We start from the raw sequence: 13,852 nt of genomic DNA, 5'->3' as shown, positions 1-13,852 counted from the left end.
ATAATACAGGAGAAGTTGAGTATATTCAACGACGATGCATTTTATGTAACAAAAATACTTACTAAAAATAAAATTTTTTATTGCAATAACGCTTTTCAAGTTATAAATTATGTTACTTGAAATGCATTAAATAAAAACGGAGTTTATATGATGATAATCGACCATGTAGATAATCAAATCATCAAGATGATAGTCAACGGATGCCATGTGAATGACATTGCTGAGGACACAAAAAAGTCTAAACGATACATTCTCTATCGACTCAGTGATCTAAAAATAAGTTTCAATTGCAAAACCACACCCCAATTAATTTATATGCTGACCACATCAGGGTTAATTAAGTAAACTTTTCTGCACATGGATGTATTATGAACAATTCGATTTATTATTTGGGCTTTAACAAGCTTCTTTCATTAACCAAATGCCCGAAAGAAGCCCTTCTTTTAGATAAAATTATCTTTCATCATCAAGGCACTCTTTTGAAGCGTGAGAATAGATTATGGTTTACTAAAAAAATCCCTGAGCTTGCAGAAGAACTGGGCTTTAGTGAAAGCCGCACATATATCTATCTCAAAAACCTGGAGGAAGCAGGGTTTATTATTCGTAAAAGATTTAAATATTACGGTGTTCCGCGTTCATTTATAGCAATTTCAGAGTTACTTCAAAACAAATTACAATTGATCATTAAGGAACCTGAAAACATCATTGAGATAAAAGAAAAGAGCCCTAATTCTGCACACGATATAAACGAGAGAATGGATTCTCCCGTTTTAAGAGAATCCATTAATAAAGATCAAAATAAAGTAATTAATAATATTATTCATAACAATTCAAGCAATACATTAGCACTTACTGAACTCAATATCGTTAAAGGGATGTTGTTGAATGTGCAAAGACAGCACGGAGTAAAATTATCGTCACCCCAAAAAGTTTTTGATGAAGTGGTATTTTCAATAAACAACCAGGAACAATTTCAAAACATTGGCACATTCCAGCATAAAATTAATATTATCTCTCAACTTCTTCGCGCAAATCACTGGAAAACACCAAAAGGGTTTAATAAATATTCTCCTGAAGCAAAACGCTATCAAGAAAAAGAAGAGCAGGAGCAAGTAGCACGATTAACTCTTAAAAAAGAAGAGTGCGGTTACTCTGGATTGAACGAGGTTGCCACACATAACCGCCTGCAAAATGTTTATGATTTGCCTCAACCGCCCTGCCCTAACATAAAACTACGAAAGTCACTGCAAGTGCAACAAAGTCTTATTAATGGCATTAAAAAAGATATTAAAACGATAAAAAACCCTAATATATTGGAAAACTTTCTAAAAATACTGGCTCAGGAGGAAGCAAAATTATCAAAATTGCAAGCCGAATATTCGCTGCATTAGATTATGCTATTCCCTCTATCGAGCTACTTGATGTTTTTTGTATACTGCTTTCAATAGTTTTAGAGCATAGCCAAAGAATGCATGCACCAAAAATGGCATAAAGGCTTAACTGAGTAAATGTACCCATGTAATGTTCATTACTCACAATCGGATTTAATGATTCAGATTGGGTCATTAAATTGGAAAAGTAATTGGATAAGGTAGCTGCTATTCCTGACGCCATCATCCATACTCCCATCATGAGTCCTTGCAATTTTTCCGGAGCAAGACTTCCTATCATCGCATAACCTACCGGAGCAAGAAGCAACTCCCCTAAGGCTTGGAAAAGATAATGCGCAACAATCCAACTCATGCTAGTTAATCCATTAGCATTGGAATTTTCTATACCAATAGTTAGTGCCAAAAACGATAACGCAATAAACACTAAGGAATATATAAATTGTCTCGATATAGAAATAATGATGTGTTTTTTTCTTAACCTCTCGAATAAAGCAATTACTATAGGTGAACCAACAATTACAAAAATAGAATTCAAATTCATCAGCCATTGCGGAGGAATATAATAAGAGCCGATATAGATATCCACGTTATATTTCAAAAATTGCGTAACCCCTATTGGTCCGACAAAATACAACATCCAAAAAACAATAGAGCTTCCGGTTAAAAATACAAAAGAATAAATTTTATTTCTCTCAAAGCTAGTACTTAAACAATGTCCTAATAAGGTAATATAAATTAAAGCAGCAACACCTATACAAAGTATGAGACTATTTGCCAGCCAGGAATAATGAAATCCAGCAAAAAGAATTGGCACAATAAGTACAATTAACAACAGCCCTACTCTACCCTTTTTTATTTCCTCTCGCGTATTTGTTTTGTTTTTATCAAAATAGCGCCATGACTTAACGATAAAAAACACGGTAATCAAATTAATTAAATTGCTTACTTCAAATAAGTGCTCGTATCGATCGTGAATATCGATAAATCCTCCCATAATATAACCAGAAAGAAATCCAATATTCATTGCGCTGTAATTATGAAAAAACGCTTTTTCTCGTAATTCATTTTCATGATTACTAAATTGCTGGGTAATAAGGCAGTTAATACAAGTAGAGCCTAAGCCGCAGCCAATCAAAAATAAACTTAATCCTAGATAAACTAATGAATCAGAAAAATTAAGAACTATTAGGCCTAATGTTTGTATGAGTGTTGAGATAGCGAATAGTAATCGATTACTTAGAAACTTATCGCCTATGTATCCAGCTACAAAATGTAAAATAAAATTTGACGCGAGAAAAAATCCAACTATCCCATTGGATTGCATTTGAGTTAAACCAATATTCTTTATTAAATAAAGAGATAATGAGGAGAACAACACAGCAAAACTAAATGTGGTTATTGCATTCAACCAATGCAAATAAACAACCCCTTTCCGATCTTTTTTTACAGCATCCATTTTTAATCCTATATCCTACATATTCATATCTTGGGCATAATTTGATTTTATTATATAACCAGAAATTTTTAATGCTGGCTATCAATTGCATATCAGGATTATTTTCGAAGAAACGCACTACAAAAATAACTATCGGACCACAGCCACAAAAATCACGCCAACGCACTAAATTAAAACAAATTATCTTGTATCGAAACACCAATAAAATTATAACTCAACACCCAAGGTAACAACTTAAGATTTTCCATATAATTATCCACCTATAAAAAATAGCATTACCCTTCCACCTTAAGATGCGACATCAGCCAGTCTGCCTCTTCTAAAGAATCAAAACTTATAACTACTTTCCCTTTGCCACCATAATTAAAATGCATGTTAACCGTAGATGAAAGTTTTTTTGATAATTGTACTATCCACTCTTTCTTTCTTTGCTCAAATTGGGGAGAAAGAAAAAACTCTTGCCTATCTTTTGGCATATTTGAGCGTTGAACCAATTGTTCAGTTTCCCTAACTGATAAAGACTTATTGATAACTATTTTTGCAACATCTTCTTGTTGTGCACTCGACAGACTTAATAAGGCTCTAGCATGCCCCATTTCTAATAAGCCTGTTTTTAGCATTTCTTTTACTTCATCTGTAAGAGTAAGCAATCTAAGAAGATTAGTAACTGTTGTTCGTGATCTGCCTAAAGTTTCAGCAACTTCACCATGAGTCATACAACACTCATCTATTAATCTCTTTATAGCTTGCGCCTCTTCCAATGGGTTTAAATCTTCTCTTTGAATATTTTCAATTAAAGAAACCGCCATCCCATTTGCATTATCATATTTTCGAATGATGGCAGGTATTTTTTCTAATCCAGCTATTTTAGCCGCACGCCAACGCCGTTCACCTGCAATAATTTGATATTCATTTTTATTAGGATCCATTTCTTTGACAAGAATAGGCTGTATAATTCCATGTTGCCGAATTGACGAAGCCAGCTCTTCTAGTGAAATATCGCTAAAAAATTTCCTCGCTTGATTTTTATCTGGATAAATTTTTGATAAACGCAGATCGATTGCTTCCAAAGATTGGATATCATTTTTTAGATTAATTGGCTCAAATGCAGGGAATTTCATATTAAACCACCTCCACTTTAGTTGGCTTTTCTAAGTAATGTTGGTTTAATTTTTCTTGGGCCTCCAAAACAAATTTTTGCATTTTTTTAACATGCTCTTGATTATCTCCAGGTTTAGTATAACCAAATAATTTTTCCCAATGATTGAATTCTGCCTGTAAAACAAATAATTTTTTTTCCCATTCAATTTCTTCATTAGATTCTTTTTCGTGAGAACCTTCAGGCTTAGCCTCCTCTTTGAATTTATAATCGTATTTTAAAGCACTAATAAAATATGGAATAGGATAAAAGCCTGTGCTCTCTTTTTTTGCATATTTCTTGGTATAGCTAATCTTCTCTTGGATGTATTCTTCTGAATAATTATTTATAATATTTTCTAATATTGATTCGCTTAATGTACCAAAAATTGTTTTTATTACTTTATATATCTTAGCATTTTCAATGCGACTGACTTCTGATGTTGATGTATTTTTTTTGTTATTAACTAATACTTCGAATCCAGTAATTTTTCTACCAATTCTTATTGGTTCCAAGCTAACAGCAAAATTAGCTCGATCATTAACCTCTTCTAACGAGGGTGAAATAACATTTCTCGTAAGCTCTCGCATGCTTGGATATTTATCTTCAGGAACTCCTAAAATTTTTCTGAAGGTATCTAATGGAATAATTTTATTCTTTTGTAAATTAATAAACCGTGTACTATTTTCATAGAGAGCATGACCGTATTTCGATTCAAATTCAGACTGCAGATCAACGTCGATAGTACCGTATATAGATGGATTAGCTAATAAATCAAGCATGATTTTATGAAAAGAAAAATTGATGGTATTATTTTGATAAAATGTGGGTGCGCCATGTAACACTCGTAAGTTTAAAAAAGAAATGTCTGTAGGCACCTTATCTTTCAATAAGTTCCATTGTATTTTTAATGATGCCAACCCATCAATAGACTCTTTTAGATATTGAGTATTATTACTGTTAAATTTAACTGCTTTTAACAGCTTAGAAAAAGGCATGTTACATTCAACAGCAACCGAGTTTTGATGGTTATGTATGCGGCCATCTCCTTTTATTGCTTCATACAAAAGCACATTAACAATTTTTCGTTGCAAGACACTCATTAACGAGTATGCATGAATAATTGCGACATGTTTGCGTATTATTTTTTCAGCGAACATTACCGGTTCCACTCCGTTTGGCCTTTTTTCTTATTTTTTCCTCATTATTCTACTCAAAATAGCAGCGCGGATTATGGCGGCTTGAGGGCCTCTTATATCAGGATATTCCTTTACAACTTCATTTCTCATATCAGAAAAAAAACATCGTTGCTCAAATGTCATGTAAATTTTATCAAATACAAAGTTTTCACTATTCCCTTCTGCATTAAGCACCATTTCTTTGTAATCAGGATTTTCCTTCAACATTATTATGGCTTCATTCACCCAATCAGTTTTCTTTTTTAAATTATATTTTTCAGAATTTAACAGAATTTCTTTGAGCGACTCTTTGATTTCTTTATTAATAGTAAATGTAATAATTTTCTTGTCGTCTTCATTATTATTGAGTTTCAATTTATTCATTTTAATCACATTTCCTGAGCAATTAGAGGAAGTATTTTTTTAAAGCATTCCTCAACCGATTTACCATTATTCCATTGGACATTATTGCTTATCGTATTCATTTGCTCGACAATGTTCTCGCGTAAAATGCTGCTTGAAACTAAGGCATCAAAGATAATTTTTGCAATATTTGGTTTTACCTTACCTAAACTAACATTTATTTGTTTACGCCCTCTTATTTCTTTTTTTGTAACTAAGGAAACTTCAAGTTCTTTTTTTAATTTAACAATTGCATCAAAAGATAAATTTTCTATAGCTGCCTTTAAAAGAACTTGTTGATGCTCTGCATTTTCAACTGAAATAATTAATTCAATTAATTTTATATTCTCTATTTTTCCTTCAGCAATCGCCTGTTTTATTTCTGAACTTGCTTGCAAAATCAGGATATATCTTCGAGATTGTGTTATGGACATTCCCGTTAAGTCACTTAAAATTTTTGATGTTATTTTCTCGTTATCATTTATTTCTTTATTTTCGTTTAAATATTCCTTAACAATAGCCTCAATACTCGCAACTCTTTCAGCTAAAGATAAGTCTACTCGTTCATTATTTTCAATCCACTGTAGAACTCTTAACTTTGTACCAACAGGTCGTTGACTTGCGATTCTTGCTATAATTTCTTTTTTGCCAGCAATTGCTGAGGCTAATGTTCTGCGTTCGCCAGCAATTAAACGACATTTGTTCCCAAATCTGTATACAAATATGGGATTAATTAATTGATCATCCAATATAGTTTTCGCCAATGATTCAAGTGACTTCCAATCATTTTTCTTTTTTGCGTAGTCAGGATCCGAAGGTTCTATTCCATTTATAGCATCATGAAGAGTTAGTGCTAGCTCACGATTGTTTTCCGGATCAAGTTCTATTTTATCCAAGGACAATACTTCTATTGATAGCTCCCCTGCATAATCATTAGCAATTGCTAATGATCTTGATATAGCTTCCGTTTTGACAGGATTTAATTTGAATTTATTAACCATAAGAAGCCTCCTTTTCCTCTATTTTTTTGTATACATTATGAAATACCCTGTCATATACATAAGAGCACCATTTTTCACTTTCAACTCTCGCTAGATGTGTTTGTGGTAGATTAAATACACAATTAGGTTTTGCATCTTCCACTACCAATTCGGAATAAATGGTTCTTTGAGCTATAGGAGGTAACAACCATTCTTCTGATTTTTCTATTGAACGCAAATCATTAAGAAACTTCGTATGTACTGCTGTTTTACGCACTTGGTTAGGTAAAATTCCAGCTATTTTGATAGTATCGTCCTTTACTCTTCTAAGTTGCTCTTGTGAAATCGCCTGAATCATTCCTATGGTTCCATTAATACCATATTGTTCAAGTTCAGTTGGCAATAGACCATGGCTTGCTGCGCGCAATCCGGCCATTGTTAGTGGGCCAAATTGTGGATTCGTATCGATAATAACAAATTGATAATCACTATGAGTTGATAGCATTTCGGTAAATTCTTTAAGGCGATTTATAACTTTTTCTTTCACATCAACTTTTAAAACACGTTGTGCATCTTCTAGTAATGAAGCAAAAGAAGGGAAACAATCTAAATTGTCAACCCAGGTTGGATATGGATAAATAGATTTTCCTATGAATATGTCTGCAATACTACTAACACCATCCCAATGTGGATCATCTTCTGGTAAGTTATTTGGATCCCATTCTGGATGGGCTTTAGGCATATAACCGGTTGGGTGAGCAGGATCTCTGGTAGTTGGAATCAAGCTAGACGAGGAATTTCCTTGCGGATCCAGATCAATGAATGCCCCTTTCATGTTTTTACATTTAGCTAGATACTGTGCAAGAGTGAGAGCAATGGTTGATTTACCAATACCTCCTTTGTTTCCAGCTGTTGTAATTACTTTCATCCGTCCTCCCTTTTTTAGAATAAGGTGTTTTGTACTATTACTTTTTTTAGATTAACTTTAGTGAAATCAATTTGCAAGCGGTAATTTGTACTATTCAAGTTTTTTTAAAAAAAAGAAAATATATATCTTTTTTCTTCTTTTCATAACTTCCTTACTTGAATTATCTGTAACTAATTGATTATTAATTGTTTATTACATTTTCATTGTGTATGTATTTGGGATGTATAGTGTAGGTTTATGAGTTTTTGTGTGTAGAAATATGGGGTTAATCCCTTGTTTTTATTATATGTGTAGCTTTATGGGGCTTTATTGTGTAGGTATATGTTAATGGTGTACCTTTATGGGATATTTTATTTTTTATATAGACCTTTATGCAGTAAATGTTAGGTTAGATAACTGTATTTTTCCTTGAAAATTTTAGATATTATGAGGGCTTTTTACATAATGAATTTTAAAATAGATTATCTCGGAATTTTCTTTGATATTTTTCTCGTTTTTTGTTGACTGTTCTTATATCGCCAACTTGACTTTTGTTAACGCAAGAAAGCGGTGAGTGTCGAATTTCAGGCGTAAAGAATCATGCTGCTAATTGTCCAAGTTCCATTGCTTTTTGGAATTGGACTCTCTATTGTGTCTCCGATTTGGTGTTGTCCTCCGAGAACGGGGAACAGATTTCTTTTTTTCCCCATGAGATCTCGGATGACCTTTGCACTGACTGATGATTTGAAATGAATTAGGTTTATTTTCTTCATGCGGCTTATGGTATTTTCGATCTGCTTATTGGGTTCATTATGTGAGCGATGCACGGTGCGCCCTTGCTCATTTGCTAAATAGCTTCGAATGGCTTTTTAATTTTCCTACTACAATCGCTCGCTGCTTGGTATAGGGCACAATAGACAAAATAGGACGCGAATCGAAGATTTTTTGTTACGGTGATTTTGCAAGAACACATCTAGCTCATACCCCTCTTCATTTATGGCACGCCATAAGTAGTACACTTAGTCATTAATGCTAAGCTGTTGCTCATCCATATGCATTTATCAGAAGGTTTAGGTATCCTCTTCTTAATCACACCCTTAAAATAAGGGTTAAACTTAAATCGCCATTGACGTATCGTTTCATAGCTAACCTCAATGCCACGATATAATATTTCTTAGATACGTCTCGATAGCTGTTGTTAAAAACGTTGATAGCTCCATACTGCTATACTAATTAGCTCTACAGGGTAACGTTATATTTTCGGTTTCCTTTAAGGCATTGTAATCTCCCAATATACTGATCTCAGCTTGGCCAAATTTAAGTTGATAGTACTTTAACTCGTGTCATTCATCCCTTTAATGAGTGACTCTATTAATTCTATTTGACATTCTCTTTGGCATTAGGGATGAACAAAATGGTATTAATGCTTCTATTGAAATTGATAAGTGGATTTTCGGTGGTGCGTTTTTTGTAAAGGTTTCCTGTTTAACGATTTTTAATAACTAATTTAATCATAGACTTTTCTCAAGTTGCTATTGGTATCTCATTATTTTGAGAATATAAATGTGTGTTTCTAATAATTTTATACTTGATGTAATTAAATTTTAAAAAATTAATTACTAATGTACTAAAAGAATGAGATTTAATTATTTGCAAATGTAAATTAATTGGTTTTTTCCCATGAGCTATTAGTGATCTCAATTATTTTTAGAGTAGTTGCTGAATAAAATTTTAATTAGAAATTAATCTAGTTTCTGTTTGAACAAATGCTTTTAATTTCATGTAATTGTTACTAAATCAATAAATTGTCCCCCGGGGACATTTTTTATAACTTATTGATTTTAAACAATAAATAAATGAATAAATTCTGTAATGCATATGAGTTATTAAATGGTGTGGTTTTATGGGAGGGCATAACAAGTTCCACTTCTAACAAAACCACATGAAAAGTGCGAAGAGTGAAACGCTTGTCAATCGCAACAATTTACTACAAATGTTTCAGCAAAAATTAATGCTGAATGGAGGTATTATCGAAGTTAATTGGCTTATTATGATAATTAACAAAAGAGAGTAGTTGATTAGCGAATATCAAAAGTTCGCCACATGTCCACACATCCTAACTAGTAACCCAAGCTCTTCTTGGCCGAACATTTATTGATAAAGAGGAGAGAAAACGCCCATTAATTGGCAAGATATCTTATATGTTGCACCTTATAATCATCAGGTAAACAAGCTACGGCATGCTTTAGGAGAGCAAGCTTAGGTGGGTAGTGTAGATAAATTTCAAGGCCAGGAAGCACCTATAGTATTTTTAAGTATGTGTGCAAGCCAGGGTAATGAGTCCCCTAGTGGAGTTGATTTTTTGTTCGATAAGAATCGGATTAATGTTGCAGTTACGCGGGCTCAATGTATGGCAATTATCATTTATAGTCCTCTGTTGTTTGATACTTGTGCAAATAATCTAGATCAGATGGAAAAGATTAGCTTGTTTTGTCAGTTGACCAAAGGGGCTTAACAGAAAGGTTATCTTCTTGTCCTTAAAGATTGAGTCTTATGATACTATATTTGAATATTCTATGTTTATGATGAGGCAAATATGGGCACCAATGAAATTGTCACCGACATTATTGATTGTTTTATTCATGAACTAAAAGATAACAATCTTATAAAACAGGGTTTCATCAAAAACTTAGAAGAGCTTCTTCATAGTAATGAAAAAGTGACGACTCAGAAAATAGAAATCTTACTTTATGAAGAGAATGACGAGTTATGATTAAGATTGAGTCACTAACAATTAAGAATTTCCGCGGAATTAAAGATTTAACTATTCCAATTCTTGGTAAATCATGGGTTATTCACGGACGAAATGGTTCGGGGAAAAGTGGAGTGGTCGATGCTATTGAATTTGCTCTCTCCGGTGAGATTGGCAGATTATCAGGGGAAGGGCGGGGGGATGTGAGTGTGAAAGTTCATGGTCCTCACGTGGATTTCAAAGACGATCCCAAATCTGCACAAGTTGAGATTGAACTAAAAAGTGCGAACTTTAGTGATAAATTAAGAATAATACGTGATTGTAATAATCCTAGTAAATTTAAAACCAACCCCGTCGTCAGTGGCGATTTATTGGCACAGGTTAAATCATTTCCTTTGGGACGAGAACTGGTTTTATCTCGTCGAGAAATTTTAAAGTTTGTGCTCTCTGAGCCAGGCAGGCGATCAAAAGAGATACAAGCATTACTGCAAATCAGTAAGATCGATGAGATCAGGGCTTCTCTCTTGGGAGCTAAAAATAAAGTTATTAAAGCAGAATTTGCTGAAAAACAAGAATTTGAAAGAAAGAAGCAGAAATTAAGGGAATGGCTTACTGTTGAAGAATTAAATAAAGATTCAATATTATGCGTAATTAATAAACATAGAGCCAATCTAAAATTGGAACCGATTATTCATTTGGACGAGTTTACACAGATAGCGTTTGGAGAAATGCAGGAGAATTCAAAGAGTGTCGATTTAGATAAGAAAGGAATAGTACACGAATTATCCTCTCTGATGATGATTTTTGAAGACCAGAATGGTTTATTTTCTAATCAAGCAACTAAATTTCTTGAGCAATACAAAGCACTTTCAATTAAAACAATTCAATTGAGAGATCTTAGCAAGTTGAATTTTTATGAAATCGGACTTCCTCTGATCGGCGATAATGTTTGCCCCTTCTGTAACTCAGAATGGGAGGACGAAGAGCTTCAAAAAATTATTAAAGATAAAATAATAGAAATTTCCGGTTTAAAAGAAATAAAGGACAATCTTTTAATTAGTACTCATGCTATTTCCAATTATTGGCAGAGCGCTCTGCGTGATATAGTAAATTTATTAAATAAACTATCAGGTAAATTATCGTTCAAAACGACAGAGATGATCAAAACAAGACAGGAGTTGGCCTTAATATCTGCCTATCTTGAGTCAGACTTTGATGCTTACCAAAGCCTGTTAGATATAGGTGGTATTGGAATTTCAAATCTTGAGTCATTAAAAAGAGAAATAATTACGTTAAAAGAAGAGGTTGGAAAATTACCTGAAAAGTCTTTAAAAGACGAGTCAAAAAGTTATTTAATTATTTGCCAAGAAAGATTAACCGATTATTGGGAATCTAAACAGAAATGGGTTTATGAGCATGCTAAGCTTGTTACCACAGAAAAAATGCTTTCTACATTTAATACTGTTGTAGAGGACAGGTTATGTAATTTATATGATGAGGTTCAGAAAGATTTTAGCCACTACTATCAGATTGTAAATAAAGAGGATGAGTCTACGTTTGTTGGCGATCTAAGCGTTGACAAGGGCGCTTTGGAGTTTAAAGTTAATTTTTATGATAGAGGTAAATTTCCTCCTGCAGCCTATCACAGCGAGGGCCATCAAGACAGTATGGGGTTATGCCTTTATTTAGCGTTGATGAAGAAAATTTTGGGCAATAATTTCACATTAGCCATTTTAGATGATGTATTAATGTCTGTTGATGCTGATCACCGTAAAAGTTTTTGTAAATTGTTAAAGAAAGAATTTCCCAATACACAATTTATTATTACAACTCATGATGAGTATTGGAAAAAACAAATGGTCACAGAGGGCCTGATTAATCATTCAACCATTTTGCATTTTAAAAATTGGACTGTTGATACCGGACCGTCTGTATGGGATGAAAAAGACTCTTGGGAAGATATTGACCAATTTATTGCTGATGAAAATATACCAAGAGCCTCACACTCACTTAGGCGCTTTCTTGAATATTTTATGGATGAATTGTCCGTAAGATTCTCAGCTAGTATTCCAAGGAGTGCGTCTGGAGATCATGATCTGGGTGAGCTACTATCGGGTGTAACTTCGAGGTATGGTGATTTATTGAAAAAAGCAAATAGCGCTGCAAAATCGTGGAAAAACTCTGAATTAAGTGGTGTTTATGAGTTAGAGAAAAAGGAATTCGATGCATGCTTGGCTAAGGCAAGAAGTGAAATGTGGGGAATGAATGCAACGGTTCATTTTAATTCATGGGCTAATATGGGAACTGACGATTTTAAAGAAATTCGCGATGCTTATTTCTCCCTTGTGCAGAGGTTTAAGTGTCAACAGTGTAATACACTTCTTCACGTTATACCCTTAAAAGGATCTAGTGAGTCTCTGAAGTGTGATTGCGGGTACCGTAACTATAATTTAAAGTCTAAGTGAAATTAATACTTGAATTCTCCCTTAGAAATCTATTTTATTCTGGAATTTTTGGTCAGAGAAAGTCAATTTTTAAATTTTAAAAAAAATCCATCCATTGTATTATTTTCTGCTATCTCGTCATGTGGAATAAGTAAATAATGCCATGGTTTACCGTTGTACGTTTTTGCATGGTTTGTTGCATGATTACACCACGTTGTAGGCTTCTTTTTTGCAAGCACCATTGTGTCTGTAAATCCTTACGTGCTTTTATTTCAATCATAAAAATGGAGCGTTCTGTTTCTGCGATAAATTCAGGCAGGTACTAGCGCTGATCGTGTTCATCTTTATAAAAAATTTGAAATTGACCTTTGGCTGCGACTACGATAGTAATGGAAGCGTGCAGGTCATGCTGTTTGCTGATCGATTGGAAATTTGGAATCCAGGAGGGCTTCCTCCTTCGTTAACTTTAGAAAAATTGCGTCATCCACCTGGCTCTGTTCCAAGAAACCCATTGCTTGCCGAACCGCTGTATTTAACGAAATATATTGAGCGTATGGGGACTGGAACTGGCGATATGATTCGTCGCTGTCGTGAAGTTGGATTGCCCAAACCTGAGTTTTCGATATCCGAGGGATTAAAAACGACCATTTGGCGTAAATCGTCATCGATGACCGGACAAGTGGATCCATGGATTGAGTGAGTACTCAGAGCATGCAAGCTAAAAGGAGAACTGAAAAATATAGATCTACAAGAAGTAGCAGGAATCAGGCATCGAGAAACTTTTCAACGTAATTATCTTGATCAATTACTCAAGGAGGAGTTAATCGAACGTACTAACCCAGATAAGCTTAAAAGTAGATTACAAGAATATCGTTTGTCCCAAAAGGGAAAAATTTTATTAGAAGATTTATCTAATAAAAAATAGAATTAAGTGGTAGTTAGAAAACAGAAAGAGATAAAAGCAATTACTAAAGTGACTTTGTTTGATGATTTCTTGTTTAAAGGATCAGCTTTTAGCAAAACATCACTGAAAGTCAATTTTTATGCACTTAAGTAAAAAAATCAACTTCCATATTTTAGTTTTAAGCGTTGTTTTGACTATAACCAATGGTTTTAGTTGCATAAAAAACGTCGTTTCATTAAGCGCTATTAAAACGCGTTTAGAATAACTCTGTTTAAACATAGATAGATTCGATACTAAAAG

15 protein-coding genes are annotated in these 13,852 nt (G+C 33.6%); 7 read left to right on the top strand and 8 right to left on the bottom strand.

Features of this window, described 5'->3' with window-relative positions; genetic code table 11:
* Positions 1-147: 147 nt before the first annotated feature.
* Both Lste_RS00355 and Lste_RS00350 read left to right on the top strand, forming a co-directional pair.
* Entirely contained in the window at positions 148-345 is a 198-nt protein-coding gene (locus Lste_RS00355) for a hypothetical protein (protein ID WP_237760394.1), read from the top strand.
* A gap of 23 nt (positions 346-368) precedes the next feature.
* Positions 369-1,391 carry a helix-turn-helix domain-containing protein gene (locus tag Lste_RS00350; RefSeq protein ID WP_058509094.1) on the top strand — a complete coding sequence of 341 codons (1,023 nt, stop codon included), beginning with the start codon at positions 369-371 and terminating at the stop codon, positions 1,389-1,391.
* A 1-nt stretch (position 1,392) separates the two neighbouring features.
* Here the strand turns inward: Lste_RS00350 and Lste_RS00345 are convergent, their stop codons facing one another.
* The 7 genes from Lste_RS00345 to Lste_RS19770 all read right to left on the bottom strand — a co-directional run bounded on the left by Lste_RS00345 (position 1,393) and on the right by Lste_RS19770 (position 8,471).
* Entirely contained in the window at positions 1,393-2,847 is a 1,455-nt protein-coding gene (locus tag Lste_RS00345; RefSeq protein ID WP_058509093.1) for a peptide MFS transporter, read from the bottom strand.
* Between the two features lie 275 nt (positions 2,848-3,122).
* Positions 3,123-3,968 (bottom strand): ParB/RepB/Spo0J family partition protein, encoded by an 846-nt coding sequence (locus Lste_RS00340; protein WP_058509092.1) that lies wholly within the window; start codon positions 3,966-3,968, stop codon positions 3,123-3,125.
* A gap of 1 nt (position 3,969) precedes the next feature.
* Positions 3,970-5,145, bottom strand: a complete 1,176-nt coding sequence (locus Lste_RS00335) for a replication initiation protein (RefSeq protein WP_058509091.1) — start codon at positions 5,143-5,145, stop codon at positions 3,970-3,972.
* A gap of 30 nt (positions 5,146-5,175) precedes the next feature.
* Positions 5,176-5,547 carry a hypothetical protein gene (locus Lste_RS00330; RefSeq protein WP_058509090.1) on the bottom strand — a complete coding sequence of 124 codons (372 nt, stop codon included), beginning with the start codon at positions 5,545-5,547 and terminating at the stop codon, positions 5,176-5,178.
* 5 nt (positions 5,548-5,552) lie between these two features.
* A complete protein-coding gene (locus Lste_RS00325) occupies positions 5,553-6,566 on the bottom strand; it encodes a ParB/RepB/Spo0J family partition protein (RefSeq protein WP_058509089.1) in 1,014 nt (337 codons plus the stop codon).
* The gene (locus tag Lste_RS00320) at positions 6,559-7,473 is read right to left on the bottom strand and encodes a ParA family protein (RefSeq protein ID WP_058509088.1); all 915 of its coding nucleotides are present in this window, start codon (positions 7,471-7,473) and stop codon (positions 6,559-6,561) included. Before Lste_RS00320 ends, Lste_RS00325 begins: the two co-directional genes overlap by 8 nt.
* Before the next feature lie 860 nt (positions 7,474-8,333).
* Positions 8,334-8,471 (bottom strand): DDE-type integrase/transposase/recombinase, encoded by a 138-nt coding sequence (locus Lste_RS19770; RefSeq protein WP_420324176.1) that lies wholly within the window; start codon positions 8,469-8,471, stop codon positions 8,334-8,336.
* Between the two features lie 1,244 nt (positions 8,472-9,715).
* Between Lste_RS19770 and Lste_RS00310 the strand changes: the two genes are divergently transcribed.
* The 3 genes from Lste_RS00310 to Lste_RS00305 all read left to right on the top strand — a co-directional run bounded on the left by Lste_RS00310 (position 9,716) and on the right by Lste_RS00305 (position 12,669).
* Positions 9,716-9,967, top strand: a complete 252-nt coding sequence (locus Lste_RS00310; RefSeq protein ID WP_058509086.1) for an AAA domain-containing protein — start codon at positions 9,716-9,718, stop codon at positions 9,965-9,967.
* Between the two features lie 81 nt (positions 9,968-10,048).
* A complete protein-coding gene (locus Lste_RS19030) occupies positions 10,049-10,225 on the top strand; it encodes a hypothetical protein (protein WP_157070671.1) in 177 nt (58 codons plus the stop codon).
* The gene (locus Lste_RS00305) at positions 10,222-12,669 is read left to right on the top strand and encodes an AAA family ATPase (protein ID WP_058509085.1); all 2,448 of its coding nucleotides are present in this window, start codon (positions 10,222-10,224) and stop codon (positions 12,667-12,669) included. The genes Lste_RS19030 and Lste_RS00305 overlap by 4 nt, the downstream gene beginning before the upstream one ends.
* Before the next feature lie 109 nt (positions 12,670-12,778).
* Here Lste_RS00305 and Lste_RS19025 read toward each other — a convergent pair whose 3' ends face one another.
* Positions 12,779-12,928 (bottom strand): hypothetical protein, encoded by a 150-nt coding sequence (locus tag Lste_RS19025; protein ID WP_157070670.1) that lies wholly within the window; start codon positions 12,926-12,928, stop codon positions 12,779-12,781.
* Positions 12,929-13,054: 126 nt separating this feature from the next.
* On the opposite strand from Lste_RS19025, the gene Lste_RS19505 reads away from it, so the two are divergent.
* Complete coding sequence (locus tag Lste_RS19505; protein ID WP_058509084.1) at positions 13,055-13,348, top strand: ATP-binding protein; 294 nt, start codon at positions 13,055-13,057, stop codon at positions 13,346-13,348.
* Between the two features lie 30 nt (positions 13,349-13,378).
* Positions 13,379-13,573, top strand: coding sequence for a Fic family protein (locus Lste_RS19750; protein WP_337589283.1), 195 nt, complete (start codon positions 13,379-13,381; stop codon positions 13,571-13,573).
* Positions 13,574-13,852 lie beyond the last annotated feature (279 nt).

The organism is Legionella steelei, assembly GCF_001468005.1.
GTDB lineage: Bacteria > Pseudomonadota > Gammaproteobacteria > Legionellales > Legionellaceae > Legionella > Legionella steelei.
The sequence above is the reverse complement of the archived record's forward strand: the minus strand, read 5'-3'. Positions and strand labels throughout refer to the sequence as shown.